At 40.8% G+C, this 26,262-nt stretch carries 30 protein-coding genes; 10 read left to right on the plus strand and 20 right to left on the minus strand.

Annotated elements, in window-relative coordinates; genetic code table 11:
- Positions 1 to 223: 223 nt before the first annotated feature.
- From E4K68_RS19050 to E4K68_RS19060, 3 genes are all read right to left on the minus strand, one after another.
- Entirely contained in the window at positions 224 to 481 is a 258-nt protein-coding gene (locus E4K68_RS19050; protein ID WP_135380507.1) for a DUF169 domain-containing protein, read from the minus strand.
- Between the two features lie 71 nt (positions 482 to 552).
- Positions 553 to 1,239, minus strand: coding sequence for a zinc-binding dehydrogenase (locus E4K68_RS19055; protein ID WP_135380585.1), 687 nt, complete (start codon positions 1,237 to 1,239; stop codon positions 553 to 555).
- A 22-nt stretch (positions 1,240 to 1,261) separates the two neighbouring features.
- Positions 1,262 to 1,465, minus strand: a complete 204-nt coding sequence (locus E4K68_RS19060) for a hypothetical protein (protein ID WP_135380509.1) — start codon at positions 1,463 to 1,465, stop codon at positions 1,262 to 1,264.
- Positions 1,466 to 1,549: 84 nt separating this feature from the next.
- Between E4K68_RS19060 and E4K68_RS19065 the strand changes: the two genes are divergently transcribed.
- Positions 1,550 to 1,963, plus strand: a complete 414-nt coding sequence (locus E4K68_RS19065) for a cytochrome c (RefSeq protein ID WP_135380511.1) — start codon at positions 1,550 to 1,552, stop codon at positions 1,961 to 1,963.
- Between the two features lie 99 nt (positions 1,964 to 2,062).
- Here E4K68_RS19065 and E4K68_RS20520 read toward each other — a convergent pair whose 3' ends face one another.
- Together E4K68_RS20520 and E4K68_RS19070 are read right to left on the minus strand one after the other, a co-directional pair.
- On the minus strand, positions 2,063 to 2,230 hold the full coding sequence (locus E4K68_RS20520; RefSeq protein ID WP_158291475.1) for a hypothetical protein: 168 nt from the start codon (positions 2,228 to 2,230) through the stop codon (positions 2,063 to 2,065).
- Between the two features lie 191 nt (positions 2,231 to 2,421).
- Entirely contained in the window at positions 2,422 to 3,624 is a 1,203-nt protein-coding gene (locus tag E4K68_RS19070; RefSeq protein ID WP_135380513.1) for an MFS transporter, read from the minus strand.
- 168 nt (positions 3,625 to 3,792) lie between these two features.
- Here E4K68_RS19070 and E4K68_RS19075 point away from each other — a divergent pair, with 168 nt between their 5' ends.
- On the plus strand, positions 3,793 to 4,047 hold the full coding sequence (locus E4K68_RS19075; protein ID WP_243450454.1) for a hypothetical protein: 255 nt from the start codon (positions 3,793 to 3,795) through the stop codon (positions 4,045 to 4,047).
- A gap of 219 nt (positions 4,048 to 4,266) precedes the next feature.
- On the opposite strand, the gene E4K68_RS19080 is transcribed toward E4K68_RS19075, so the two are convergent.
- From E4K68_RS19080 to E4K68_RS19095, 4 genes are all read right to left on the minus strand, one after another.
- Entirely contained in the window at positions 4,267 to 5,796 is a 1,530-nt protein-coding gene (locus E4K68_RS19080) for a hypothetical protein (protein ID WP_135380515.1), read from the minus strand.
- Complete coding sequence (locus E4K68_RS19085; protein WP_135380517.1) at positions 5,793 to 6,683, minus strand: ABC transporter ATP-binding protein; 891 nt, start codon at positions 6,681 to 6,683, stop codon at positions 5,793 to 5,795. The genes E4K68_RS19080 and E4K68_RS19085 overlap by 4 nt, the downstream gene beginning before the upstream one ends.
- 11 nt (positions 6,684 to 6,694) lie before the next feature.
- Complete coding sequence (locus E4K68_RS19090; RefSeq protein WP_158291476.1) at positions 6,695 to 7,108, minus strand: hypothetical protein; 414 nt, start codon at positions 7,106 to 7,108, stop codon at positions 6,695 to 6,697.
- A 124-nt stretch (positions 7,109 to 7,232) separates the two neighbouring features.
- Positions 7,233 to 7,865 (minus strand): flavodoxin family protein, encoded by a 633-nt coding sequence (locus E4K68_RS19095; RefSeq protein ID WP_135380522.1) that lies wholly within the window; start codon positions 7,863 to 7,865, stop codon positions 7,233 to 7,235.
- Between the two features lie 416 nt (positions 7,866 to 8,281).
- Between E4K68_RS19095 and E4K68_RS19105 the strand changes: the two genes are divergently transcribed.
- The gene (locus E4K68_RS19105; protein ID WP_135380526.1) at positions 8,282 to 8,443 is read left to right on the plus strand and encodes a MerR family DNA-binding transcriptional regulator; all 162 of its coding nucleotides are present in this window, start codon (positions 8,282 to 8,284) and stop codon (positions 8,441 to 8,443) included.
- Positions 8,444 to 8,581: 138 nt separating this feature from the next.
- Here E4K68_RS19105 and E4K68_RS19110 read toward each other — a convergent pair whose 3' ends face one another.
- The 4 genes from E4K68_RS19110 to E4K68_RS19125 form a co-directional block, all read right to left on the minus strand.
- The gene (locus E4K68_RS19110; RefSeq protein ID WP_135380529.1) at positions 8,582 to 9,190 is read right to left on the minus strand and encodes a GNAT family N-acetyltransferase; all 609 of its coding nucleotides are present in this window, start codon (positions 9,188 to 9,190) and stop codon (positions 8,582 to 8,584) included.
- A 57-nt stretch (positions 9,191 to 9,247) separates the two neighbouring features.
- Complete coding sequence (locus tag E4K68_RS19115; RefSeq protein WP_135380531.1) at positions 9,248 to 9,901, minus strand: (Fe-S)-binding protein; 654 nt, start codon at positions 9,899 to 9,901, stop codon at positions 9,248 to 9,250.
- A gap of 398 nt (positions 9,902 to 10,299) precedes the next feature.
- Positions 10,300 to 10,710: a pyridoxamine 5'-phosphate oxidase family protein gene (locus E4K68_RS19120; RefSeq protein WP_135380534.1), complete on the minus strand. Its 411-nt coding sequence runs from the start codon at positions 10,708 to 10,710 to the stop codon at positions 10,300 to 10,302.
- 138 nt (positions 10,711 to 10,848) lie between these two features.
- On the minus strand, positions 10,849 to 11,238 hold the full coding sequence (locus E4K68_RS19125; protein WP_135380536.1) for a hypothetical protein: 390 nt from the start codon (positions 11,236 to 11,238) through the stop codon (positions 10,849 to 10,851).
- A 433-nt stretch (positions 11,239 to 11,671) separates the two neighbouring features.
- Between E4K68_RS19125 and E4K68_RS19130 the strand changes: the two genes are divergently transcribed.
- The 3 genes from E4K68_RS19130 to sdaAA all read left to right on the plus strand — a co-directional run bounded on the left by E4K68_RS19130 (position 11,672) and on the right by sdaAA (position 14,607).
- Complete coding sequence (locus E4K68_RS19130) at positions 11,672 to 12,985, plus strand: amino acid permease (protein ID WP_348982879.1); 1,314 nt, start codon at positions 11,672 to 11,674, stop codon at positions 12,983 to 12,985.
- 74 nt (positions 12,986 to 13,059) lie between these two features.
- Positions 13,060 to 13,731, plus strand: a complete 672-nt coding sequence (sdaAB, locus tag E4K68_RS19135) for an L-serine ammonia-lyase, iron-sulfur-dependent subunit beta (RefSeq protein ID WP_135380541.1) — start codon at positions 13,060 to 13,062, stop codon at positions 13,729 to 13,731.
- A gap of 12 nt (positions 13,732 to 13,743) precedes the next feature.
- Complete coding sequence (gene sdaAA, locus E4K68_RS19140; protein ID WP_135380543.1) at positions 13,744 to 14,607, plus strand: L-serine ammonia-lyase, iron-sulfur-dependent, subunit alpha; 864 nt, start codon at positions 13,744 to 13,746, stop codon at positions 14,605 to 14,607.
- 148 nt (positions 14,608 to 14,755) lie between these two features.
- On the opposite strand, the gene E4K68_RS19145 is transcribed toward sdaAA, so the two are convergent.
- Positions 14,756 to 15,583: an EFR1 family ferrodoxin gene (locus tag E4K68_RS19145; protein ID WP_135380546.1), complete on the minus strand. Its 828-nt coding sequence runs from the start codon at positions 15,581 to 15,583 to the stop codon at positions 14,756 to 14,758.
- Between the two features lie 783 nt (positions 15,584 to 16,366).
- Here E4K68_RS19145 and E4K68_RS19150 point away from each other — a divergent pair.
- Positions 16,367 to 16,837, plus strand: a complete 471-nt coding sequence (locus E4K68_RS19150) for a hypothetical protein (protein ID WP_135380549.1) — start codon at positions 16,367 to 16,369, stop codon at positions 16,835 to 16,837.
- 300 nt (positions 16,838 to 17,137) lie between these two features.
- On the opposite strand, the gene E4K68_RS19155 is transcribed toward E4K68_RS19150, so the two are convergent.
- The 3 genes from E4K68_RS19155 to E4K68_RS19165 form a co-directional block, all read right to left on the minus strand.
- Positions 17,138 to 18,253 (minus strand): DUF5808 domain-containing protein, encoded by a 1,116-nt coding sequence (locus tag E4K68_RS19155; RefSeq protein ID WP_135380552.1) that lies wholly within the window; start codon positions 18,251 to 18,253, stop codon positions 17,138 to 17,140.
- Positions 18,237 to 18,635 carry a GntR family transcriptional regulator gene (locus tag E4K68_RS19160; protein ID WP_135380554.1) on the minus strand — a complete coding sequence of 133 codons (399 nt, stop codon included), beginning with the start codon at positions 18,633 to 18,635 and terminating at the stop codon, positions 18,237 to 18,239. The genes E4K68_RS19155 and E4K68_RS19160 overlap by 17 nt, the downstream gene beginning before the upstream one ends.
- 617 nt (positions 18,636 to 19,252) lie before the next feature.
- Positions 19,253 to 20,506 carry an IS3 family transposase gene (locus tag E4K68_RS19165; RefSeq protein WP_135380556.1) on the minus strand — a complete coding sequence of 418 codons (1,254 nt, stop codon included), beginning with the start codon at positions 20,504 to 20,506 and terminating at the stop codon, positions 19,253 to 19,255.
- 169 nt (positions 20,507 to 20,675) lie between these two features.
- Between E4K68_RS19165 and E4K68_RS19170 the strand changes: the two genes are divergently transcribed.
- Positions 20,676 to 21,107, plus strand: a complete 432-nt coding sequence (locus E4K68_RS19170) for a DUF4181 domain-containing protein (protein ID WP_135380558.1) — start codon at positions 20,676 to 20,678, stop codon at positions 21,105 to 21,107.
- Here E4K68_RS19170 and E4K68_RS19175 read toward each other — a convergent pair.
- Together E4K68_RS19175 and E4K68_RS19180 are read right to left on the minus strand one after the other, a co-directional pair.
- Positions 21,075 to 21,461, minus strand: coding sequence for a hypothetical protein (locus tag E4K68_RS19175; protein WP_135380559.1), 387 nt, complete (start codon positions 21,459 to 21,461; stop codon positions 21,075 to 21,077). The genes E4K68_RS19170 and E4K68_RS19175 overlap by 33 nt on opposite strands.
- Before the next feature lie 108 nt (positions 21,462 to 21,569).
- Positions 21,570 to 21,989, minus strand: coding sequence for an RDD family protein (locus tag E4K68_RS19180; RefSeq protein ID WP_135380561.1), 420 nt, complete (start codon positions 21,987 to 21,989; stop codon positions 21,570 to 21,572).
- A 466-nt stretch (positions 21,990 to 22,455) separates the two neighbouring features.
- On the opposite strand from E4K68_RS19180, the gene E4K68_RS19185 reads away from it, so the two are divergent.
- Both E4K68_RS19185 and E4K68_RS19195 read left to right on the plus strand, forming a co-directional pair.
- Entirely contained in the window at positions 22,456 to 23,004 is a 549-nt protein-coding gene (locus tag E4K68_RS19185) for a flavodoxin family protein (RefSeq protein ID WP_135380563.1), read from the plus strand.
- A 777-nt stretch (positions 23,005 to 23,781) separates the two neighbouring features.
- Positions 23,782 to 24,324, plus strand: coding sequence for a hypothetical protein (locus E4K68_RS19195; RefSeq protein WP_135380566.1), 543 nt, complete (start codon positions 23,782 to 23,784; stop codon positions 24,322 to 24,324).
- Between the two features lie 472 nt (positions 24,325 to 24,796).
- On the opposite strand, the gene E4K68_RS19200 is transcribed toward E4K68_RS19195, so the two are convergent.
- Positions 24,797 to 25,966 carry a hypothetical protein gene (locus E4K68_RS19200; RefSeq protein ID WP_135380568.1) on the minus strand — a complete coding sequence of 390 codons (1,170 nt, stop codon included), beginning with the start codon at positions 25,964 to 25,966 and terminating at the stop codon, positions 24,797 to 24,799.
- Positions 25,967 to 26,262: the final 296 nt, after the last annotated feature.

Below are 26,262 nucleotides of genomic sequence, written 5' to 3' on the forward strand. Positions count from 1 at the left end.
TATGCAGTACGTAAAGGCCGCATAAAGAATTGCTACCCGCTTTTTAGACGGGTAGCAATTCGGCAAACTTCGTTCTATTTTTTCATTGTCCTATTGACGGGGTGCACACCATATTGCCTCTGCCAACGCATCATCACTTACTACCATAAACGGTGTGTTCCACTCAACCTTTATATCTAACCCCTCACCCTTTCGTTCGTTTACCATAATTTTGTGGCGATAGCTAGAACCCTTGGTACATAAAGGCTCTGGCTGTTTTCGGGGGTGTCTCCACTCTTCGAAAACCTCCAGGAAAAGTACTTGTTTCCGCACTAACATTAAATGTGACCCCCTTTCTGGCAGCCTGGTAGAAAGCGGAGCAAGCCATAACTTTACTTCCTTTACCATTGCTTGCGGAAGAATCACTAAAGGCTACACCAACCGGAGTACCATCTAAGGCTAGTACCTCTTTTAGCTGTTTAGCGTACTCTTGCAAAATCATAATAAGCATTCCCCCTGTTATGAGTTTTCTGGATGAGTTAAGAAGCAAAACTGGGCATTAATCTCGGGTGCTCACATTGTCAAGACGGCTCTGAAGCGAACTTTGGCGTTCATCATCTTTTCATAGGCTTCTGCTACTTGTTCGAGTGGGAATGTTTCAATCATTGGATGGACCTCAGTAAGTAAGCTGAAATTGATGGTATCTTTCCTAGCATCTGGGCCGCTAGCTACCCAGCCTTGGACGCTGCGTCTTCCATTCAGCAATTGTCCCCCAAAAACTTGAATAGGTCCTTCCACGCCCGCTACAATAACTAATTTGCCATCAAACCCTAGCCCATTGATCAGCTGAGAAATGGCTTTATTGTCAGGGGCCGTCGCGAGAATAACACGTGCACCACCAAGTTTTTGGAGTTCTTGAGCCACATCTGTACTCTGTGTATCAATAAACACCTGCGCCCCTAACTTCAAAGCTAATTCCTTTTTGTCCGTTCCACGCGAAAGAGCAATCGTTTTATAACCCATCCTTTTGGCATACTGAATCGCTAGATGTCCTAGACCTCCAACCCCTTGAATAGCTACCACATCTCCAGGACGGGCACCTGAATTGCGTAGTGCATCAAAGGTTGTCACCCCTGCGCACAGCAATGGGGCTCCTTCTAAGTCGTTTAGTTCATCTGGTATAAGAACTAGCTCTTCAGCTTCGGTGACCATGTAATCAGCAAAACCACCATCATAGGTTATCCCTGCTGGCCAGCGCATCACTGTTCGTGATGTTGTGGAGTTAGTCAAAGTTCATCGTGTTAGCGTTCACCGATTTATTCAGCGCTTTCTGAGCTGCGTTTTGGGCATTTGCCGCTGAGGTCGCGCTATCCAGCGAATCACCATAGTCTTTGGCGGCTTGGCCGCTGTTAAAGATTGATGCATAGTTATTGGCCCAATCCGCATTAATCACGCCAAAATCTAGGCTCATTACATTAAAGAGCATCAATAATGCTCTAGCTTTCGAGAATATTTTGCAACGTATATGTGCATTCTAAGAGCAGATTACAATTAGGAGGAATAATACAAGATGAGTCTACGGAAATCTATAACTGTTATTACTTTTCTAAGTCTTTTGCTCTTAATAGGGTGTAGTAAGAATCAACCTGCTCCATCACCCCCTCAGACTCCTCAAGTGACTACGCAAACGGCACCTACTACAAATCCACCAGCAGCCACTACACCTACTACAAACCCGCCAGTTACTACAACCCAGGTAAGCGACGCAGCTTTATATACAACAAATTGTGCAGGATGTCACGGCGTTACCGGAGCTGGAGGGAGTGCTGGACCTGCTATAAATACTGATGAGTGGAAGAATAACTCTTCAAAGGTTCAAGCTATCATCCTTAAGGGACAAGGTAAAATGCCTGCTTTTGCTGGCAAACTCACTGACACCCAGATAAAAGCAATTGGAGATTTTGTCGCGTCCCTAAAAAAATAATGTGTCTTCAGAAGACCCTCTATGATAGATACTGATCTAACATAGGGGGTCTTTTAGTCCCCGTCTTTCTCATTAATTTTATCAATATCACCTTCCCTATTATCCGGTGGTTATTACTGTTTTTAGCCCTAGATAATCATTTTTGATTGTAACGTCCACGAAATTTAAACTTTCAACGCTGCGCTCGCCTCCATCAATCGCCCCTAACCCAGAGAGCTCACGCATTTCGTTGATCGTCAATGATCCAGTCGGGGCTAAGTATTGCACTATGGCGACCTTGGTCTTATCTGAGGTGTACTGTAGTTTACTGGAAACAAAGACCAGAGGATACACCTTTAGTAAGGACTATCAATGAAGTAATACCAAGAAGTGTACCATTCTTTCAGTTTTACAAACACTCACAATTTCATGAACATATATTATTGCTAGCCAAATAACACGTGCTTAAGCTTCACCCATTACGCTGCTGTTTCCTCCACTACTTTTTTCTTTTGTGAAGCTTTTCCCCCATGTAACAAATGATATAAAAAGGCACATGCAACCGTTACAATCGCCATACCCATATATACACCCCTGTAACCAGTAAAAGGGATAAATAATCCTAATACAAATGGTCCAACTCCAACCCCTACGTCAACAAATATAAAAAAAGTAGAATTTGATAGTCCCAATCGGTGCTGTGGAGTCACTTTAACGGCAATTGCTTGGCCACAAGATTGTACAACTCCTAAGCCAAAACCAAGAAAAGCTCCAGCAGCTAGTAAGGTAATCCCCTGACGGGCTTGACTAAGGAATATCATTCCGATCATGAAGATAATAAAGGCTGGATACATGATTATATTTTCACCTTTGGAATCAAATAATCGACCAGTAACCGGTCTTGTAATTAAGATGACAACAGCGTATACGATGAAAAAGAAACTGGCTGCGTCCATCAAATGAATTTCTTTGGCATATGGTGTGAGGAAAGAGATGAGACTTGAATAGCAAAAGTAAATAATTGCACAAACGATAGAAATTGGAATGGCCTTTGATTCAAAGAAATTACTCCATTTGAATCCTTTCATCTCCTCTAATTGCTCATTCGTCAATTTAATTTCAGGAACAGATAAAAAGAAGGCGTTCACAAGAGTTAATACCGCAGAAATTGTGCAAGCCACAAAAATCAACCTGAAGCTCCCATATTGGATAATAAACATTCCAAGGAAGGGACCGATAGCCGTTGCAAGCGTAATGCTCAGCATGTAATAGCCAATACCTTCTCCTCTTCTGCTCTTAGGAATAATATTCGTCACAATTGTCCCTATTGCGGTAGCGGCAATACCATATGCAACGCCATGAAGAAAGCGAATAATAAACAGGAGGCAAATATTATTTAAACCGAAATAGAATAACGTCATAACCAAACTTAAAATTGTTCCCGAAATGAGCATCCTTTTTCTGCCCACTCGTTCAATCCATCTCCCGCAAAACAAACGTGCAACAAGCGCCCCAATTACAAAAATGCTGGCTGCAAGACCCGCTTCACTGGGTGAGGAATCGAAAGTATCCATCGCATATGCGGTCATAATTACAATTAATAAATAGTAGTTCATCATAAGAAAAAAGTTCGTGAAAGTACCTATTAAGAAATCTTTCGTCCATAATTGGATTTTATTCATCTATCCGACCGCCTTTTAATATTCGTATAGTTACAAATACAATCATACATTTGAGCGGAATTTCCAAAGCGCGGGATAAGCCTACTGACAACCCACGCACTGCAGAACAACATCGCCACCGTTTTAAGCAGGGAAAACGATAAGGTCCTCACCGACATTGACAACCGGTTGGAGAAACTGCAAACGGAGCTTTTGAAGCTGGCCAGCTCCAAGGCCGACTACGAAGATGTCGCCGATGAGATTTACCGCCTGCGCGAACATCCCACCGCCATTACCGAATACGACGAGCATCTGGTCCGGCGGCTGATTGAAAAGGTCACTGTCTACAAGAGTAAATTCGCTGTGGAATTTAAGTCCGGTGTGACGGTGAATGTGAAGGATGACGATAAAACGAGCAAGGCACTTTACGAGTTTGAAACGTAGGGTGCCTTGTTTGTTTTTTCGGGTTTTATCTAATGAGAACCGACACTTAGTATTCATTACTATGGGGCCTCCCCAAGCGACAGGTTCACCCTGTCACCCCAATAGAGCTACATTTCCATATAGTCATATTACGCACATGACACATCGCGCAGGAGTTCCTTCAAAGAGAGAATCCCCTCTCTTCATCTGCAACTTGGACGCCAAACAATTTATTGCAGACTACTCCGAGATAATATCTCTGCGTGAAAAGAAGACCAGGCCCAAACCTACCAACACAGCAGCCATCAGCAGCATCGTAAAAATGGAGGGAAAGGATACTGCGAGACCGGGGTAAACCCACGAAAACGGCGAGAGAGCGAAAACATTGTTGCCAATCACCTTAATCTCCCATAAAAACTCCATCAATATCAACGCGCCGAACACTCCCCAACTGACCGGCGCAGCGGCACGGGGCGCAAAGCCGTATAGAAACGCCGTGACCGAAGCAATTAGCCATACCACCGGCAGCCGTGCGATGCAGGAAGCAAAATCTCCGATGCAAAAGCCAAACAGTGCGATAGCCGCCGCACTGCCGATAAAGGCGATCAATAGATGACCTGCTGCATACCGTACGCGTGAAGCCGCACTGGATAATACCAATTCAGTGCGGGTCATTGATTCTTCTTCCCGGATGCGCAAAATGGCCATGATCGCGTAGGCGGTCAAAACCTGCGTCAAGATATAGGCCAGTATCGCGAGGAATGCGCGTCCAGGTCCGCCTAAAATAGCTGATAATCCAGGTAAGAAGGCCGTGCCTTCAAGCATTGTGTTGATCTTGGGCACGAGCGAAGCGATAATCAAGCCCATCACAACGTATGCCGCCACCCAAACGAAAAGCATATCCCTTTGCTGTCGCCAAGCGAGTGCTAAAGGGCTTTTGAAGCTTTTGCGCGCATAAACTCTGCCGCCACGTTCCCTGAGATAACTTCCGCCCATATCTCGACGGTCGTCTAGACGATAGGCGATGGCCGTCAGCAGGGCGATGGCCGGTATTGCAAACGCGAATAACCAGAAATTCTCTCCTGCGAAGGGGCGCGCGTATGCGCACCAGCCGAACGGCGTCCACAGCATCAAACTCATGTTTCCAGCAACATTGGCGAGGATCTGACACACAAAGAAAAAAGTAAGCGCTCCAAACGAAAGCCCACGAGCCAAGCGCGCATTCGGCGCAACCTGTGCCGCAATTGCTGCCATTGCAGCAAAGCTGCAGCTACAAAGCGCCGATGCTAGCCCTGCCACCCATGAACCCACTGCCGGAAAACCAGCCGCTATAAATCCCAGGCCCATCGCCAAACCGCCCAGCGAATTCGCGCAAAATACTTTTATCAATACGGCCGTCAGCGATGCTTTTGGTCCCACAGCGCCAGCGCGAAGAAGCTCTAGCCTACCTTGATCTTCGTCCTTGCGCGTGTTATTGATGATGAGTACGATGCTGAGGATCGACGTAATGATTACGGTAGAAAGCCGTATGCGCCAAATTGTTGCGCCCGCAATTGAGCTTGCGACAATGGAACCCAGCAGCAAGTTTCCTTGATTTTCCCTGATGTAGGTGCTTAACTGATCCGGCGTTTGTAAGATTGCCATATTGGATGCCGCCGCAGCATAGGCAAACAGAAACGGCAGCAAGATGAGTAAGGATGTCATCACCTTGTTATTCCGAAGGTAGATTTTTAGCAAGTTTCCGGTCGCTGTGTAGTCGTTTTGTTTCATTGCACTTCACCCCCCTTGGCATAATAGTGCAAAAAGAGATCCTCCAACTCAGGCGGGGCGCAATGCAATGAAACAATTTTATATTCTGTCAACTTCTTTAACGACGCATTGAGGGCTGCGGAATTGACGCTAAAGCTCGCCATATTTCCTTCGCAACGAAGGCCGTATACGCCTGGAAGCTGTATCCCTGTGACAGGCCGCGTACATTCCACATGTACGACCAGTCGTGAAAACTGCTGCAATTCGAGCAGACTGCCTGATTCCACAATCCGCCCCTCTTTGATAATGGTTACGCGGTCACAGAGTTTTTCAACCTCAGTCAAAATATGGCTGGATAAGAACACTGTTTTCCCCCGCGTCGCCATTTCCCGCACATAATCCTGAAACACCGATTCCATCAGTGGGTCAAGACCGGATGTCGGTTCGTCGAAAATATACAGCTCAACATCCGACACAAGCGCCGCAATTAACGCAACTTTTTGCCGATTGCCTTTGGAATAAGTGCGGCATTTTTTACTCGGATCAAACTGGAAACGCTCGATCAGTTCCGCGCGCCGTTTGGAATCCGGCTTACCGCGCATACGAGAAAGCAGATCGATAACCTCGCCGCCACTTAGATCGGGCCACGGATTGATTTCACTTGGTATATAAGCTAGTCGTTTATGCAGCTCCACACAGTCCTTGAAAGGATCGCCATCCAACAGTTTTACCTCACCGCCGTCCTTTTTCAGCATACCGAGCAGAATGCGGATTGTCGTGGATTTTCCCGCGCCGTTCATGCCGATGAATCCGTGGACTTCGCCTTGCTTCACGGATAGATCGATACCACAAAGCGCCTGTGTTTTTCCGTAGGATTTGGTCAGACCGATTATTTCGATGACTGCCATTGTAATTCCTCCTACCTATAAAAGCTCGTTCGAAAAAGTTGGATGTAGCGTTCGAGATCGCTTAAATACCGCTTGTATTCACCGTAGTAATCAGCGGTTGATTTGTCAGGATTCGCTTCGCCTTGCGCATAGCTTTCTATCGTGCAGAGTATGACGCTGATTGCCGTGTCCACATCGATATCCTCACGGAATAGGGTGCGGTCGATGTCATAGAACAGTTTAGGATATACGTCATTAGTCTGCTTATCTCGCTGTTCCAGGATGCTGCTTTTGATGTCAGCGCTATCGAGAAATGATACGTGTGCGATAAAATTAAAAACCATTGGGTGTTTTTGCATTAAGTCCATCTTGAGCAACGTGATTTGTCTCAAGCGTTCCAAAATATCTCTCTCATCCAAGTTGACTAAATCGTAAAATTCCGCCATAACAACGCATTAAATATTTCTTCATCGAACTCTTCAAGTAGTGAATCCCGGCTGTTTATTATTTCAGAGATTTCGTCAATCCTTCCGCTTCATATATTGCACCGACTCGCTGTTCTACTGTTCTTTACCGAATGAAATTTGTGAATGTAATTTCTTCTCTTTCTGGGAAAGCAATGCCTGCTTTTATTCCAGCTTCTTTGCATTTTAAGAAGAATGCCATATTTCTGCCTAAGGTACGCATAATCTGAAGCCCTTCTATATCCTTTTTCACATCTTCAGGCGTGGCACCGTGAACCATATTCCAATATTGCGATGAGATAATAGGCATTTGCGCTATGGTGAAATACTTGTTTAGCTGGTCAAAGGTTGCAGTTGTTCCGGCTCTTCTGGCTGATACGACAGCAGCTGCTGGTTTCAAATTAAAAGGCTGCTTACTTGAACGTGAACCTGCATAAAATGCACGATCCATAAAAGAAGTTATTGCCCCACTGGCAGCTGCAAAGTGTACCGGAGAACCAAATATATAGCCATCAAAATTTCCTGCTATTTCAAGAAATTCATTGACTTTGTCATCAAATACACAATGACCTAGCTGGAAACATCTTTTACAGGCAGTACATCCAGCCAATGGCTTTGTTCCAATTTGAAATATTTCCGTATCTATTCCTTCATGATTTAAAGTTTCTGCCACTTCGTTTAATGCTGTATAGGTACATCCTTTTTCATGTGGACTTCCATTTACTAATAATACTTTCATAGTTTTCTCCTTCAATCTTAGATTTGAGTATTTTATAGCATAACTTGTTCTATATATACCCTATCACTTAGTCATTCCGAGTATACTCCCCTGTTCCATTCTTAAATTGGTTCTACTACAGATAAATGGATGCTGCTTGGCATGTTTACAATTAGCTATATTCTACTTGTAAGATTTTGTATAAATTGCCACGCAGTCCTCAAGGGTCAGCATCACTCTGTTTACCAGAAACTGGGCACCCATTGTGGCTTTTGCATTTTTATCAACGCAGTAATGAAGTCCATCGGCTCCTTGGCATCCTCCATGCCCATGATCTTTGCCATAATATTATAATCATAATCTTGAGAGTTTACTCTCAGTCAAGTGTTTTTTCTTGATTTGGCTAAAAAATTCTTAGAATATTACTGGAGGACAAGATGTTTTATACCGTAAATGATGTTGCTAAACGAACAAAACTTTCAGTTCATACGATCCGTTACTATGCGAAAGAAGGGCTTGTCAATCAAAGATATAAAAGCTTTTTCCGACTTCCCCGCGGTGGCTACGCTATGGACTCGATGTCCTTTCGTCACATGTAGAGATACTAGAAACCAAAATATATAAAAACGCACAGGTTAAGCAAGACAGCCACCCCGGCGGAGTTCGCCCCGATATGTCATCGAGCAGTTTACGGAGGCGAGTTGGTGGGAAGGGGCTTGGGCTACAGCATTTATTGTTCACGTCGTTCCATTGTTAGCATGTACTGTATAATATCTCATTATAGGTTTTGATTTGGACCTTCTTTCTACCTCAACAAAACCAGCCCTTTCAAAAACAGAAGGGATACCCGTCCACTCAAAGGCATCTGGAACTTGTTCTCCATATGGTACGACTGGATACCCTTCAATTATCTTAACCTTGTTAATCTCGCAGTATTTAATAACCCCTTTTAGAAGTTCAAAAGATATGCCTTTTCTTCTAAGGGATTTAGCTATAAAAAAACAAGTCACAGACCAAACTTGTTCATTATCAATTCTTTTTAGGACTCGTGAATTTTCGAGTCTTAAATAATCTTCTCTTGGCGCAACTGCACACCAACCAATGGGTTCGTTATCTTTATATGCTAAAACCCCTGTTTTCATATTCTGTTCAACCAGTGTTCTCATGGCACTTCTATTTCCCTCCCCCTTTTGACGCTCGAAGTCTAATCTCTTTAAACGCCATGACATGCACCAACACCCACCACATGCTCCTCTTTCCCCAAATAGATTCTCAAAATCATCCCACCTAGGAAGATCTAATTCGTAAATCTTTAAGTTCAACTCTTTGTTAGCATAGATTTGCATAATAATCCTCTTCTCTAGATACGCACCGTTTGGAAGTCAGCAAACACCCTCACTACCTTAGTGTGTGTCTATGAATCTTTGTAATTCATCGTGCCAGGCATCAGGCTCAAATGTACCTATTCCTGTAGTCTCTCCAAACAAAAGGTCAATGATATAGCGTGGCTTTTTACCGCCGATGAACATTGCCTTTATACAGGAAACACAATAAACGACTACATTGTCACAAGGCATTTCGTTCGAGCGTTTTTTCATCTGTTTCTTGACCTGCTCTATAGGCAATACGCCGTAAAAACTATCCCCGCAACAGACCGCTTTTGTACGAGTATTCTTCGGTTCAGTTATATTAATATTCATCCTCTCAAGGAGTTTTCTAATTGCAGAATGAACCCTTTCCTCGGTACGTGTTGGGCAGGCATCATGTATGGACATTTCCATACCGTTATAGTCAGGGAACGGAAATGTTTTGCTTTCGGCTAATATTTCCCAGAGTGATACTGTAGATATCCCCTCATACAGCTCTCCATAGCGCCTGTCACAGCCTGCGCAGGTATTAATTACTTGCGTGCCTTTTTCGAGGTTAGGCTCATGTCTACAACAAATTAGGTGTTCATTAATAACATATAAATCCTCATTTAAAAACTCTAATATTTTTTTGGCAAGCTCACGCTTATAGATCATCAGCGCACAACCTGGCGCATAGACTTGTTTCATTTAATAATTCCTCCAGATTAGTTCTTTCTCAAAGACATTATAAATGAAATGCAACCGAAAATCTTCTGAATTTCAGTACCCCCCAATATCACTTCGCCCCTGTTTCCTTGATATCACCCCGTCAGCTTCTAGTGAGGGGTGTAAATGTGGGAGGTGAAAGAAATTGAGTTGATACGATATCCTTTAAGACAGTAGAAATAATCCACAGTTCGTTTGAAAATATCATTCCTACCCAAATTAAAAAGCACCTGCCTTCAGCAGAAGCCCTTTAGTTCAGAAATAGATATTTCCTAAAAAGGTACGACCCAAAAAATCGAAGGGATCGTGGAATTCTTAGGCTTTATACTTTTTGCGCAATACGTTGCTGAATATCTAATAAAATATTAATGATCACGAACTTACAATTTAATTACTTCTGTTGGAGTCATACCAGCAGAATAATCGTTATAATATACAACTTCAGGAACAAGTCTAAAATAAACAAAAGGCTTCATCATACCTTTTTCAACCATTTCCTTGAATTCAGGATGTCTTTCAAAAAGTATTTTATTATATGCTTCAATCTCATCTTCATTCGGAGTAGCAGTCGTTCCGTCAATTGTTACAAACTTGGGCATCGCATGAGCAGAAAAACTGATTTTATTATTTGCTTTTAAATTAGCTGCTTTAATCGAATTGCAATCAGTAGCAAATAATACATTATCTCCAACGACTGCATATTCCATTGTAGATGCCCTCGGTTTATCATTGCTACAAGTTGCTAAACAACAAACCGAATTTTCTCTTAAAAATTGAAGTACCTTTTCCATATGTATTACCTCCAATAATATTACTTTAGGAAAAGTATATTATTTTTAATTTGAAGTTGTCAACAAAGTACATCTACAGCAAATACCAAAGATATTGGCAACATTTACAAATATATAGGGTTAATAAATAGACAAATATTATGAGCAGCTTATTATTAGCTTTCTCTCCCGCTTAAATAATGGCAAACTAAACATTTCTTTACCTCCGTAATAATGCATAAATAACTCCTCAAGGTTCTGCGGCTTAATATCAAGATTGGTGACTTCATATTTATCTAGAGTATGTATTAGCGGCATTATATTGTCCTTAACCGACACAGTTACTTTTTTCCCCAGGCTATCTTTTACATCAAAGTCCTCTTTAGCAAAGTTCGCAGCCATTTCTTCTGATAAAAAGGTGATAATATAAGCTTTATGTTTTGAATGTGAAAGTGTTTTCATATCCTCAACAGCAACCAAATAGCCATCCTTGATAATAGCTGTGCGGTCACAGGTTCGTTCAATCTCGTCAAAAATATGTGATGACATAAAGATTGTTTTACCTTTTTTTTCGATAAAATTAGCTCAAGGAATTTATTTTGCATTAGAGGCCTTGGCAAAGAATAATATTACGGGTTTCATTTAGAGTTTATGCTCTGAACGGAACCCGTTAGTTTTATGGAAATGAGTATATCTTTATTAATTGTGAATAACGCGAAGGAAAAGGCGGGAATATATAACATGACAGAACAGGCCATCTTATTCAAAAACGATTTAAAAGCGAACCCGTAAAGCGGTGACTCTATCGAGTAATAGGCAGTCATTGGGAGAGGGGTACTCGATAATATCAAAGTCAATTGAAAGCTTGCAAACAAAACGTCCCCTTGGCCCTTGGCTCTTGCGGGTACAAACAATGAAGGAGGAAATTAATTTGTCAGAACCAGAAAAACTTGAACGAGGACTTGAAGCGAGACATATTGAAATGATTGCGCTCGGGGGCACCATCGGTGTTGGCTTATTTATGGGGTCAGCGACTTCGATTAAGTGGGCTGGGCCCTCCGTTCTCTTGGCTTACGCCATTGCCGGTACTTTCCTCTTCTTCATCATGCGTTCAATGGGAGAAATGCTTTATCTCGATCCAACCACCGGTTCTTTTGTTACCTTTGCCCACAAGTATATTAGTCCCTTAGCCGGTTTTATTACTGCCTGGGGTTACTGGTTTGCATGGGTAACCATTGGTATGGCCGAAGTTACGGCCATCGGGATGTACATGAAATTCTGGTTTCCCGGCCTGCCGCAATGGATTCCAGGGGTGTTCTTGATTATCATAATTGCAGCGGCCAACTTAGCATCAGTCAGGCTTTACGGTGAGTTTGAATTTTGGTTTTCACTTACTAAAGTCGTGACCATTGTAGCGATGATCTTCATTGGAGCTGCCCTAATCTTTTTCGGATTGGGCAACAACGGTCAAGCTATTGGCCTTTCAAACCTCTATAGCCATGGTGGATTTTTCCCTGGCGGTTTAAAAGGATTTCTCTTCGCCATACCACTTGTCGTGGCTGCCTACCAGGGAGTAGAGATGATCGGCATTACGGCAGGTGAAGCAAAAGACCCGCAAAAAACCCTAACTAAAGCCATCGGAAATATTATCTATCGTATCTTGATCTTCTACATTGGTGCTATCTTTATCATTGTAACCCTTTTCCCCTGGGATGAGCTCGGAACTCTAGGCAGTCCGTTTGTTTCAACGTTTGCCAGAATAGGGATCGCTTCTGCTGCAGGAATTATCAATTTCGTTGTCATTACGGCAGCTATGTCCGGCTGTAACAGCGCAATCTATAGCTCTGGAAGAATGCTATACTCGCTAGCTGTTGATGGACAGGCCCCTAAATCGTTGGCTAAAGTTTCTAAAAATGGAGTCCCTGCCAACAGTCTCCTAATGACCATTGGAGCTCTAATTATTGGAGTAATCTTAAATTACTTTGCTCCAGAAAAACTCTTCGTTTATATTTACAGTGCCAGTATTCTTCCTGCTATGATGCCTTGGTTCGTTTTGCTCATTAGTCAGCCCAAATTCAGAAAAGCAAACGCCTCCGCAATGAGTGATCACCCCTTCAAGATGCCCTTCTCCCCTTATAGCAACTATTTAACGATTGCTTTCTTATTAGCAGTGCTCATCGGCATGTGGATTAACCCGGATACCCGGGTATCTCTGATCGTTGGTATAGTATTTATTGCTATTGCCATCGCGAGCTACTTTATATTCAAGATTGGAAAGATTCAAGAGAGCAATTAAGCGAGTCACTATTAACCATCATATATAATGTGGGTAGCCAACTTCGGGGGGATTTACACTAGGAGGGCTGACGTTTGGGTAAGAGTACAGTCTTTGATTTAATCGGACCCGTGATGGTGGGACCGTCAAGTTCACACACGGCCGGAGCAGTACGTCTTGGCGCTATGGCCTTAAAAATATTAGGAACTGAACCGATTGAGGTAGAGATTACTTTACATGGTTCCTTTGCTGAAACAGGAAAAGGGCACGGTACTAATTTCGCCCTAGTTGCTGGACTTCTTGGTATGCGTACAGATGATGAACGAATTCCTCAAGCAATTCAGCTTGCAGAGGAAAAGGGAATTAATATCTATTTTAAGACTGAGAACTTAGGAGAGGTGCATCCCAACACGGTAAAGTTCCGATTAACCGGACGGGATGGGAAAGTTGTCGAAGTGATCGGATCATCGATTGGCGGTGGAAGAATTGTGGTGAATCGGATCAATGAATTTCAGGTTGAGGTCATGGGAGATTATAATACGTTGGTCATCTTACATCAGGATTTACCTGGAGTTGTGGGCCAAGTCACTTCCCTTTTAGCCACTGCTCAAATTAATATTGCACAAATGCGTGTTTCACGAGAAAAGAAAGGCTCTCAGGCCTTGACGATTGTCGAGACGGATCAGGCAATTGAACCTGCAGCCTTAGCTTTAATGTTTAAGCTTCCAGCTGTTTATCAAGCCATGGCGATTGACCCACTAGGGTAAGGAGGAACATTCATGCGTGCTTATCAAGATTATGTTCAGCTTGCAGAAAAAAGAGGATTGAAAATTGGAGAAATTATTCTGGCCGAGCAAGCAGAAGAGTCTGAGAAACCAGAGGCCGAATTACGGGAACGTATGCGTTTAAACTTGAATGTCATGCGAGAAGCTGTGGACTCAGGATTAAGTGGGGAGCGTAAATCGCACTCAGGGCTTATCGGGGGCGATGCAGCTAAGGTTCAGGCCCGTTGGAAGAGTGGAGAGAGCCTTACTGGAGAACGGATTAGTGGTGCAATTGCCCGGGCCTTGGCTGTTGCTGAAGTCAATGCCACCATGGGGAAAATTGTGGCAGCTCCCACGGCGGGTTCCTGTGGGGTTTTACCGGCTGTGTTGCTCACGGTGGAGGAGGCTCTGAATTGTTCTGAAGACGATTTGGTGACCGCACTCTTCACTACCGCAGGGATTGGAATGGTTATTGCCGATCGGGCTAATGTTTCAGGTGCAGAGGGCGGGTGTCAGGCTGAAATTGGTTCAGCGGCAGGGATGGCAGCGGCTGCAGCGGTTGAGCTTGCCGGTGGAACACCAGGCCAGACTAGTGATGCAGCCGCGATTGCCCTTAAGTCCTTGTTAGGGTTGGTTTGCGACCCCATTGCGGGGCTGGTAGAAGTTCCATGTGTGAAGCGCAATGCTACGGCAGCAACGATCGCTCTTGCTGCAGCTGAGATGGCTCTCGCTGGCGTGGAGAGTAAGGTTCCCCTTGACGAAGTGATTGATGCTATGAATGAAATCGGTAAACAGATGCCTTGTAGCCTACGAGAAACGGCTCAAGGAGGTTTAGCAGTGACGCCAACAGGGCGTAGAATCAAAGCTGATTTCCTATGATATCCAGTCAAGAAAAATTGATTCTTAGAATTATCATCAATTAAGGTCGACTATCTCAATGAGAACAACAAGGAACGTAGGACTCAACTTGCACTATATCCCAATTTCAAACGGAGACGTAACTACTTTTACACTATGCTGACTGATATTATTTCATTAAATCCTTCACTTTGACCTCAGGATGATGATATCTGGTGTAAACAGTTGTCTTTCGTCCATACTGTAAAGCCTCTTTAGGGCACCATTGTATACAAGCCAAACATTGCTCACAGTGATTATGCCATATTAATTTCTCGTTTTGGATATCAATATTTTGAGCCGGACAAATGTTAACGCAGAGACCGCAGTGATTACAGCGCTCATCTACCCAGAATTTATCATCCATCTTATGAACCATCGGGAACGCAAGTTTATATAAACCGGTAAAGACTATTCTTTGCCACAGTGGGCCCTTCTCAACCGGCATTTTAGCCCTTCTACGAATTTTCTCAGCAATAGTGGATAGCTTTATCTCAGCTTTCTGAAAGCACTTATTCTGTTCATCCAGGGAACCGGGACCTCCCCAGGGGATATAATTAGAAGGCATTACGATAGACCATCCGCAAGATAATGCAAAGTCCTTAGATTTCATTTCCTTGTTCAACTGTACCAATGTATTAGATACTTGACCAGCATTATTAGCAATGGCAAAGACATACTCAGCTGACATTGCTTTAAAATCATCCAAGAATTTTAATACCCGGCAGGGTACGCCCCATATATGTACCGGAAAAATCAAACCTATCACAGGTGAATTAATCTTGTGCATCTTAACATTCCAGTCCACAATAGATATGAGTTCAGTATTGCCTAGTTCCCGTGCCAGAACACGGGCGGCCCATAATGAGTTGCCGGTACCTGTATAGTAGAAAATGGTGGTTTTGGTTGTTTGACTAGTATTTAAATGCAACTCATCCTCATCGTATATAGTCTTCATAATATACTCCTTCCAGATTGTTTTTTGTTCTAATCTTAATAATAAAACACACTTGTCATTAATAATTAATTTTAATCAAAAATGTGGGTAGGATGATTTAAGCTCATGAAGCAAGTGGAGGCTGGAGCGAGCACTAACCCAGCGGCATAGGTAAATCAATTCATTAAGATCAGGTCTCGTGAAAATGCGAGACCTGCTATTTTATTGTCAACCTAGTTGCAAATCCACTTGCGCATACGGGTGCGTTAGTTCAACAACACTCTGTAAATAAAAAGACCTTGTTCAAAAGATTTAAGCTCAACATAGAATAATTGCCCAAAAATTTCTTCTTCATCTTCGTTAATTGAATAACAAGATACTGAATAATACTAAAATTCTTTGCACCAGTATCTCAATTGACTCTCTTGACGCAGTAAATTTTAAATGTTTATTTTTCTCCCTACGTCCACCTAGAGTTTCCCATGTACTTCTATACGTATGTCTTACGAATATCCACTTCCCATTAAATCTTGTCATAATAACAGTAAATTGAAGTCTACTATTTCATTCCAATTATCCTACTTAACTGCTTCAAATCATTATTAAGAATTAGTGGAAGTCTGGTTACAAGCTATAAATGGAATTTTGAATGTTTAATTGGGTCTTTAGCGAAGTCAAGTTGCCCAACTTTTGTTCTGGAAAGAAGAAAGTATTTGCACTAGGTCTTGAAATTATATTACGTCGTATAAATAAAGTTATTAGTAACACACTATCTACAGAAAAAGGTTAAAAGGTTGTGTTTTTATGCTGTCTACATTATTTTACCCATCGTATATACTAATAGCTTTTGTAGTTGTATATCTAACCATCCCCCCAAAAGATTTAAAGAAATATTTTATTTATGGTATGCTTTTGGGAGGAGTTGGTGATGTAGTAGTAGTTGGTTTATTTCAGAATGTACTACATATTATCTGGTTCAAAAATACTGGCATTTTTAATTTTTTAGGAGAAAATTTACTTTCCCCTCCCAGTTGGATGTTAACAGTTATGATCTTTCTTCGTTTTTTACCATTACGAAAGTTATTTCAATACGCTTATGTTTTAGGATTTGCGGTTTTCAGTGTTGGATATGGTTATTTAGTTCATAATGTAGGCTTATTTGATTTTAAGCCCTGGTATTATCCATTCTTTGCTTATCTTACTTTTTTGATCTGGTGGTCAACTATTACTTGGGTATTCGTTAAAACAAGCTCTCTTATGACAAACCATATTTAAAGTAACAATAAAAAAGACACGATTTCTATAGGTGTAGCTTAATTGGTTCGCTAAACTCCCATTTAGAGAACCTATGATCTTCTCGCAAATTTACATTATCAATCTATCCGTAACAATTGACTTGGAAATTAACTTCCAGTTATCCTACAACTGCCCTCCCATTAATATTTCTACAATGAGAGGGCAGCTTTTTTAGCTCGTTAGTAGACTAAATAAGAACAATGTGAAGCTGATAATTAGAAGCCCTCGGATATGCGACTGCAATCCGAGGAGCTTCTTTGTATCAGGCTTTTGGATAATCTAATGTAAAATATGCGGCAAAACTAAACTTCCGGCTATCACGATGATTAAAGCAACAATTATAATCTTGCCAACTAAACTGCCGAAGTTGACAGTATATCCCATGCCAAATCGCTTTTCTACAAAAATTGATGGGTCGTCTTTATTGTAGTAAATTAAACCGAGTATCCAATGGTTGTCGTCTTCGGCAACCACTTTCGAATTAATACCTTTACTGCCACCCAACCGGCTTCCGCCTTGCCCAACTTTTACAACAAGATAAGCAATCGCCGCAAAAATTACAACCAAGAGGACGATCGGGGCTGCAATCGTAACGCTGACACCTACAAGCCCCAACGTAGAAAGCTGGATTATGCTAAAAAGGATCATAACCGCAAGTCCCATTAAAAAGAGGAACTTACTCATAATTGCTTTAAAGGCACGGTCTTTTTTTAACCCTTCCTCGATGTCTCCCCCACCGCTCTGGTTTTTTGCTTTCAGAATTGCATAGTAAATTACGAAGAATATAAGCGCCATTAGAACTTGCGTTAAAGGCATCATCAACAGGTTGCTTATTGATTTTGTAGCGTATCTGTCGACTTGGCCTGCAATATTATAGTGCATTCGAATTTGGGCAGGTAACGACGGATAACGAATGATGCCCACGGAAATCGAACATACAATAATGGCGAGATAACTTAAAAACCACAACGGGTTTATAGGCTTCTTCTCATTGATATCGACTGTAAGTGCAGCTGCTACGGTTTGAGTTGTCTCCCAATTGCTGGTTTGCTTATACTTACCAACTTCGAAGTAACATTTAAGGTATATGCCCGTAGTAATTGCAAGGTAAGCAAATATTAACACTGTCTGGATCCATACGCTGGTATTTAGACTAAACCAAAACTGGGTTAGCAAACTGCCTACGCCAAGCACAATACCGCAAATAAGCGAAACCATAAAATAACGATGGCGTAGGTTGCTTAAAAATTGTGTGTGGTATTCACTTTCGGGTATTGATACGCCAAACGCTGTGTTTTTGCGTGAGAAAAATGGTACCAGGCATGATGCAAACACAACCAAAATCCAAGTTAATAACATCGTGCCTGAAAACATAAGATTACCGATGCTCATCATTGTCCCCTCCAATCATATCTTGTTCCCAAATAACATCCATGAGTTCATCAAATTGTGTTCTAGTGATATTCCTTGCACGTATTTCGATAACAATTGGCAGAAGAGCATTTGCAAACTCTGTCAAATCCTCTTTGCCCGCCTTGGTTGGTTTACTAATAATTGCACCTTGATTACGATGAATGATGATATATCCCTCGTCTTTGAGTAGATTATAGGCCTTGTTGACTGTATGCAAATTAATACCTAAATCACTCCCAAGCTGCCTCACAGATGGCAAACGGTCACCTTCTTTTAGCTTTCCCGACAAAATGCTGCTTATAATAGCTGTTTTAAGCTGCTTATAAATCGGTACTGAACTGTGCATATCAATTTGAATAAACAAGTTTTCATCTCCAATCATAAGCACAAGTTTGTGTTTTACGTGTAATATGTGTTATATATAAAGTATAACATTATAGGTCCAAAATACAATAGCATTTTTTTTTAGAATGGTTGAATTTTATCCAAAATTAGATTCAAAAAACTCAAGCCCAAAAAGAGCTTGAGTTTTTCAGTTTCGATATCCATACACCAGTAACAATTGGTTTGGAAATTAACTGCCATCCAACACGGAGGGACGGCAGTTACGCTGAAGGGTTTTAGAATTATGTGCAACCACATACGTTGATACTTTATCAGTGTCCGAATTAAATACTAAAATCCAAAGCGAATTTAGACCCTTAGCGAGCCCCGGAAACGGTGGTTGTCAAGATAGTTGTCGCATTTGACCAAAATTTCTTGCTCACTGAATGTATTAATCACGACGAATGGAAGGTACCGGACGCTCGGCGCTTGCCAGAAGTAACTTTTGTGATCTGCGGATCAAAAAGTCCCTTCGGTCCTTCAGCTTCTCCACATGCGTTGTTGTCCCTGTGATCCTCAGCGAGCATATCCTCAGCCTAGCGGCTTCGGTATCCCTCGTGGGACACGGACAACCAAATCATTACTTCGCTCAAAAGCCTATGACGCAGTTGGTTTAGACTCTTTTTTATCTTCAACCTGAGATTTCTCAGGATTAAGCCATACTTCATTGATCAAGGACCAGTCCCTTGTTTGACCTGTCCAACGTTCCGGATGACGAGACTTCGCAGCCTCATAGAGCAGGTGTCGTTTCTTAAGTATTTCTTCACCCTGGCCGCTGTGACGCTGGTGTGGGGTAAGAAATTTGATCCCACTATGGTGATGGTTGTAGTTGTACCAATGGACGAATTTTTTGACCCATGTTCTGGCTTCATTAATAGTAGCAAATCCTCCAATTGGGTAGCTTGGACGGTATTTGCAGGTTCGGAAAATGGACTCCGAAAAAGGATTGTCATTGCTAACCCTGGGGCGACTCCTTGAAGGCGTAATACCTAATTGATAGAGCGTTTCTAGCATTGCCGAGCCTTTCATAGGGCTTCCATTATCTGAATGGAGGACTAAAGGACCTTCTTGTCTGGTTATACCCTGAGCCATGACAGCCCGCCGAATGAGTTGACTGGCATGTTCTGCGGACTCTTCGATCCAGACTTCCCATCCGACAATGTCTCGGCTAAAGATGTCCAGAATCAGGTATAAATAGAAGTAGAGTCCTCTAGCAAGGCCAGGCAGATATGTAATATCCCACGACCATACTCGATTGGGTTCGGTAGCACAATGTGAGGATTTAGGCTTACTGGAGGGCGCCTTGCAACGACCACGATAATTCTGTTCGCCCGCTTCGTGCATGACTCGATAGAAGGTTGATTCAGAGGCAATGTAGATTCCTTGATCCGCAAGAATCGGGACAATCTGACTGGGTGGCAAACTTTGAAATTCAGGTTGGTTAACTATCTCCAAAATCTCCTTGCATTCTGCATCCGTGAGCTTATTAGCCGGTTCAGGACGCTTAGCCAAGGGTCGCTGATCGGCTTCAGGGGCTCCATCCTTACACCAACGTTGCCACGACTTGACCTGCTCAACATACAACCCTTTCTTACGACAGTATTCGGCCAGTTCGATCTCACTGAGAGGGGACGTCTCAACCACAATGAGAAACTTGTCGCGTGTGCTCCACTGCTCACTTTGCTGCTCACCAGCAGGTGCAGCAAATCCCTTTCCCCGTATCTCTTTCCGCCACAACTTCAAAGTCCCCTCTGGGACACCGGTCTCCTGCTGAATTGAACTTAGAGACTGGTTGTTCGGCGGTAACATCTTTGCAATGATAGAACTTTTTAACTCTTTGGGATACCTCATGACGTTCTCCCTCCTGTGTTCCTTTTCAAGGATACTGTTCTTTAATCCCTACGACAACTATCGTAACACAGGGGGCCTTCAATTAAGGTTTTCCATACTCGTTAAAGAAACGGGCAGTTAGTTGAAAATGGGATTGATTTTTGGGCACCTGTGGCTGGAGGTGAAATTCATGTATGGTATTGGACCGAAGTTTTGGCTGGAGTTATTCCTCTTGGTAACTATTCTATTATTATTGCTAGTTTCATTTAATGCGGTAATGAGAAAATTACTAAAAGTTGAGAAGAAGAAATTATTTTCTTATAACCATGTTAATGAGAAACATTCAAAAATTGATTGGACGATTAGGATTACATCAATAGTCCTCCTGCTAATCGGCAATTTTGTTAATAACACTAGAGACCCTATGGATGATTCGATTTGGTTTTTTGAACCATGGTCAATAATGATGGTATTTATCGTTACGTCTGAAGTGGCTAGAGTTATTATGGAGTGTAAATATGCAGAAAATCGAAATGCCTACAAATTAACCATCAGTCAATTAGTATTTATTGTTGTTATATTTCTCACATTATATTGGAGTAATTTTTTGGAAATGGTATAAGAACAATGTGAAGTTCCTTGGCTTGGTTACCAAGGGGTAACATTTACTAGAACCAATAACTGTTCCCTTTCCAATAACCCTGGGTCCTTCTAGTATTTCAAACTCTACACCGTCAATCAACTTGTCATAAGTAACATTAGGATAATAGACTAAGGAAACTGCTATCGGAACCCTTTCGTGAGGATTTATAATTCTATGAGGTGTATCCAAAAACGGAACTCCGAGATATTCCGTATATCCAATAACTCGAAAATGTGGTCTATATCCTGGATAGTCTGTAAGAAATATCGGAGTGGTACGGTCGCCTTCTTCTGATGAAAAAAACTCCACTTCCACATACAACTCTGGTTGCATCTGAGCAGAACCTCCAGTCCATATAACTCCACTATAACTAATCCAAAGCAATAATAACTTAAAGTTTGAGATTTTTCTAATGCAGATTAGCTAATTTGGTTTTTGTTTTTAGTGAAGCAAACTTTTGTTTGCGGGAGACCTTGACACCAAATAGGTTTGGCTCTCCTCTTCATAGTCAAATGAAATCTCTTTTAAGTCACCTGAGAAAAAGAAATAAAACATAACCAATAGGTTACTTAATATTAAAGAGAAAATAGAATACTTAAATGCACTAAAAAATCTGTTTATGGCTAACCTGAATCCTATATTATTACCTTGTTGGTCAACGACCTTTAAATCTAAAACCATATCACCAATGGTACGGCTCAAAATAGTATGGAGAATGGGAAAATAAACCAGTGGAATGAAAATAGCAATTATTTTGGTAGGATAAGACACTGAATTCGCAAGTAGTAATATTATTATAAATATAGTTGTAAAATCAACTACAAGTGACCCAAGTCGGTATACCCTAGACGGTTGTTCCATAACAAAGTCTCCTTCAATATCAATGCGATAAATCTATTATACATTTTATTATTTCAGATATACCTCATATTATGGGGAAGTTCTACTTTTCAAGGTCCATTCCCATTTCTGCTAGTTCCTAAATAGTGACCACCTAATTATTTACTAATGCCGTCCAACACTGAGGTGGGGCTGCATCGTTTTATTGAAGGGTTTAAGAATAATTAGCAGTTTAAGAACAAATCCGACTGATATGTTAAAGTTGATGAACATACTCAAACAATTGGTTTTTCAAAAAGGATACATGAAGCATTTGTCGTTACATCTTTACTGTCATAGATTTATTTATTTCATTTTTTACCGGTAAAAATATCAAAGGTCGCGTGGTCCCAAAGATGATCATGCCTAGCCTTTGAATAATATACGGGCCGGACTTTTCTTATGATATAATGATCTTTAATATTATTTAAATGGAGTGAATTACAGTATGAAAAAAGTGGTCGCTTTTATGGGAAGTCCAAGAAAAAATGGCAACACGGCAGCCCTTGTTCAAGAAGTTATTCAGGGTGCACAAGATGCTGGTGCCGAAACAACTATATTTAACCTTTATGATATGAACATCAAACCCTGCCAAGGCTGCTTAGTTTGTCGTAAGACCGGACACTGCGTCATGCAAGACGATTTTCAGAACATGTTTCAACATATTGTTGATGCCGATGTTGTGGTTTTCGGCTCGCCCATATATCTTTGGCAGATTACAGCTCAAATGAAACTGTTATGGGATAGACTCTGCGGCTTGTTCGATGAAAACCACAAGCCTAGGTATGCTGCTAAAAGCCTGATTATGGTATATTCTCAAGGAAATCCAAACACACAGGCTTTTCAGACATCCTTTCAAATCAATGAAGCTATGCTTAAGATGTTTGGCTTAAATGTAGTTAATACCATTTTACAAACGGGCGGCAGAGACCCCAACACCGCAGCTAATAATAAAGAACTTTTATTAAAAGCTTATGAAGCAGGAAAAGCAATCTAGCCGACCTGCAATAGTACGCTTCGCGAAGTAACCGGCCGACGGGACTGGGATCAACCCCAAATTTCGGGTCCGTAGGGTTTTCTTAATGGCATCTCTTGGAACCAAGCAGAGCATTTCCACCAGTGCCCTATCACTGATGTATATGCTCTTTGTGTTGAAACGTGTGTACAAACATGGCTCGATTTCCCTTGTCGCTTCGAATACCTGGCCAGTAGATGACAACTCGCAAGGCGCATATACGATAAATAAAAGCTCAGGCGTTGCCTGAGCTTTTATAATGAAAAGATTCCCCAATGCCCGGAGAGCTCTGTTTACCTCTAGAAAACATATTGTGTAAACAGTTATTTGTAAGGATTTACTTGACATTGTAAGAATAATGGGACGTAGATTGAACGCTATCCAAGAAACATTTCGTCCATTCGTTTACTATCATAATCTAGAATCCATTCATTGAGTTCTTGATACAATGGCATCAATGTATTTTTATCATGAGAGACAATATCAAGCCCTCTATCGTCGTACAGGTGAAGCATAACATGGCTTTCAACATCAAATAGATATACGGATGAGACAAATAGCGTTCAAACCTCCTAAATCTGCTAAATTGGAATATGAGATTCATTCAAACTCCTGCTCCAGTTGGTAGTGCTGTTGATATTGTAAAAAATATTAGCGAGTGTAACAATTTGCATTTACATAAAAGTTAGCTGAATTTTTGTAACAACGTTTCAGTCTGTCCCATATATTAAATATATAAGAATGGAAGGGGGGACTTAAATGTTTGACCTTAAAAAGTTCTATCCAAATAATATGTTTAGAAATGATCTTCTGTTTGATTACAGTAATTGTGTATGTCAAAAAATAAAAAAGACAGATTTGGGTACTCGAATTAGAATTTATTATTTGGGTGGCCAAGTTGATATGATTTATGAAGGTGTTAGCAAAGGTTGTATTGAAGGTATAACGATATTCAATTCACCAATTATTATTGACTGTAATAAAGTAGTTGGATTCTCTATCCTTCCTCCAGAAACACTAGAATGTGTTGACATTATACTCCAGCCGGGTCAATATATAGATGTTCCTACGACTTCTCCCACTATTTCTGTCATAAAATTTACTGCAAGAACTTTATATGTTCTTCTGGGATGTAAAATAAGTGCATTTGTTGCAGGGGAAGAATTAGCGAGTGCTTCTGGGATAACAACGATTGCCAAAGAATACACACTTAATTTGAACGGATCATTTCCATCTTCTGAAGTGACCCTAAAGAATACCAGTAACTGTATCTTGTGTATTGCAGATATAGAAGCATCTTAAATAATTAAAATTTCCCGTATATTCCATTCAACACATGGTTTTGGGTATAAATGGAAGATGATAAAGTCAATTTACCATGGGTAATTTGTCTTTACTTTTTGCGTTTTTTGCGATTATCAATAGCTATTTTAAGTCTTGTATATGCAACACCAGTGAAATAGCCTATTATCCCCATCAAAATTACAAATAACCAATATGAAAAATCGAAAATGGGCTTTTCTGTTTCAATTGCTTAAGTCTGGTAGCAATGGATAACCCAACTGCTTTTTCAAGATGTTTTGATTTCCTGAAAGTAATAACAGAAAACGTAATAAATGTTAAACAAATAATCAAAGGATAAAGAAAGTCCAGTTTATTTATCATCCTAGAAAAAATGTGGCTCTGACACAGCAAGTGGTTGAAAATTTATTATTTTTTAGCAGAACATATAATGCCCTGCTGAGTTGAGTTTTTATCTACTGATTCGTAATTATTATTTCTTAATTTGTATCTTAATTTCAGGATAGTCGGAAGATTTCTGTTTAAGCAAATTACTATCTATGTTTTTAAGGTATTTATCAAAAAAAGCAGTAATGTATGAGTTTGTAACCTGTAAACCACGCTCTCCGTTAATGGCTCCGAAAACTCCCGTGTATTTCAATATAGGAGAAAAAAAGATAGCATTATCTAAAAAGTTAAAATGTGATGCTTTTGATACCTCTAATAAGTATCCGTCGTTTTTTAAGCCATTAAAGTCTTCTCGAATTTTATGATATTCCTGTAAATCAATAGTGTTTTTCTGATGTTCACTCAAGATAAACATGAAAGGTTTTTCAGGAACTTTCTCGACACCGTATAAATAACCATCGATATCAATACCAGCCTTAATACGGTTATCAACCAAACACGCATTAGCAGAAGCATCACCACCAAATGAGTGACCAAAAGCACCTAGATGTGCCATATCAATATGCCCTGTCCACATACTCCCTTGCTTTGCATTAATTTCACCTAATTTATTAAACACAAAACTCATATCTTCAGTCCAAGTCTTAATTAATTTCGCACCAACTTCATTTAATTGCTTATCTGTGGGGTTACTTTCTGGCATCGACCCTTCTGGTGTCCTGTACGCAACGCTTCCATCAGAAAAAACTACATAACGAGAACTGTACGTTGGATTTATTCCAACTACAGTATATCCGCGACTTGCAAGATTTTCTAATAACGCTGTATAGTTGAAGACTATATTACCCATTCCAGGCTCAAAAACTATTACAGGGTAATTCGTTTGCTTGGTGGATAAAGGCATGTCCTGATAAGAATTATTCTTAACTGTTCCAAAGTTCTGCTGTAAATACGACGTTATCCCTGAATCTCTTTCTTGAGCTATTTCCCACTTATTAGGAAAATAGTCTGCTTTCTTAGCATTTTGATTTAAATCTGTAGGATACCAAATCCATATTGACAATTTTCTTTCGTTTCGAGAACCATCAACCCAATCATATCCAATTCTGCCTACTGCAAATGACCCTGTTGGTTTAGGCAATACTACAGTTTTGTTTCTTTCAACTACAAAATATCCTAAAAGTAAACTTATAAAAATTAGTCCTATTACAATTAGTGATAAGAGGAGTTTTAGTACACTTTTTCTACAAATCATCTTTAACTCCTTAATATGTTAATGCACATTTTCCTATGAATACGTGACAGTTTAAAGACTCATGAACACATATTTTATTATGATCCATTTCTTCCCATTATCCTACTGATGGTCACCAGTATAAGAATGATGTGTAGTATGCTTTTACTAAAAATTAACCTTTGGTAGGAATCTTAAATATCAATATAATAAGAACAATTATATCAAATATGATTGTCCTACATACTATTTTGTGGTCTTCTACCTTAACATAAGATAAATAATTTAATATATTTATACAAAGAGATAATGCTATC

Origin of the sequence: Desulfosporosinus sp. Sb-LF (assembly GCF_004766055.1) — a bacterium.
GTDB lineage: Bacteria > Bacillota > Desulfitobacteriia > Desulfitobacteriales > Desulfitobacteriaceae > Desulfosporosinus.